Source organism: Desulfallas sp. Bu1-1 (assembly GCF_015594625.1).
In the GTDB taxonomy this organism is placed as follows: Bacteria; Bacillota; Desulfotomaculia; order Desulfotomaculales; family Desulfallaceae; genus JADNRQ01.
Map to the genome: position 1 here is coordinate 1 of NZ_JADNRQ010000055.1, position 1,208 is coordinate 1,208.

The window sequence follows — 1,208 nt, forward strand, 5'->3', positions numbered from 1 at the left end:
CCTGAGTTCGATGAGTTTCTTTATCGGTATGTCTATCTTGGGCATTCTGTTTTCCGCTCACCCTTCCTGTTTATATTTTACCATATGGCCACCTGTTTTCTGAATGCCGGGTTATTTTTCCTGCCTCTCCACCTCCTATTTTTATTTCCCGGCCAGACGCGAAGAGGCCAGCCCGGTCGTCTACCCGGGCTGGCCTCAGCTCGCTGCCTAATTTGAATTAGGCAGTCAGTTTCATTCAGGGATTGGTGACGTCTCATCTTGATTTTCCTGAATATTCTGTTCCTTTAGGTTCTGGTCCAGTTTTTTTGCAGTGAATCGCTTGGATTTTTGCAGTGAGCAGCCGATGTTTTTTCTGCGGAGTTGGCAGCCGGGTTTTTTCTCCTGGGCTTTCAGGACAATAATTTGCGACCTAAAAGGTCTTTCCCAGGCCCTGCCTCCCTCGCGCTACGAGGCGACGAACGGACGCAGGCACCTCTCCAGCTCCTCCCGCCACCGCTGGTAGCCCGGGACGAGGAAGAACTGCGTGTACTCCAGGGCTTTGCCCGCGCTGCCGCCCTCGTGGGCCGCCACCACCAGGTCGAAGGCCCCGCGGAGCCTGCCGGTCAGTTCGTGGAGCCGGTTCTCCGGCAGGCCCGGCAGCAGCGGCTGCAGGCTCGCCTCCATCCTTGAGAAGGCCTCCAGGGCGTCCGCTATGACGGCCAGTGAGTCGCCGACCATGCCCCGTCCCAGCGCGTCCCTGGCGTACTCCAGGCCCTCCTGGCAGGTCTCTGCCAGTTCCATGAAATGTTCCTTCAATGTTTTTGCCCCATTTCAGAGTTTATTTTTGATTCACATCTGGAACCGTCCCTAATGTTCTTACAAACCGGTATCCCATTTTATCGGGTACATCTCTAAAAGTGCTTCGAGGTACTTTGCGCGCTTCGAGTTGCCTGTGGCATTCGATATAATACCAACTAAGTTAATAAGTTAAAAGTGCCTGGCACCCGGCTTTTCCATCATGTCCTATGCCCATTGTCAACCACAAGAACCTTCCCCCTGACTCCTGATTTCTTTCCGGATTTCCGGAACTCCTCATCCAGCGCGGTGATTTCCTGCTGCAGTATGTGCAGCCCTGCATTGATCTCCTAGGCCACGTCCCGGTTTATGTGGGTGTCCCTGACGTATATGGCCAAAGACTGCATTTCCAGCACTTGTACTCGATCTCTTCC

2 protein-coding genes are annotated in these 1,208 nt (G+C 53.9%); one reads left to right on the forward strand and one right to left on the reverse strand.

Going from position 1 to position 1,208, the window contains the following annotated elements; genetic code table 11:
* Window positions 1-216, forward strand: a 216-nt coding sequence (locus IT084_RS18035; RefSeq protein WP_207744668.1) for a hypothetical protein, incomplete at its 5' end; no start/stop codon positions are given.
* A 228-nt stretch (window positions 217-444) separates the two neighbouring features.
* Here the strand turns inward: IT084_RS18035 and IT084_RS17565 are convergent.
* Window positions 445-795 (reverse strand): hypothetical protein, encoded by a 351-nt coding sequence (locus IT084_RS17565; protein ID WP_195714178.1) that lies wholly within the window; start codon window positions 793-795, stop codon window positions 445-447.
* Window positions 796-1,208: the final 413 nt, after the last annotated feature.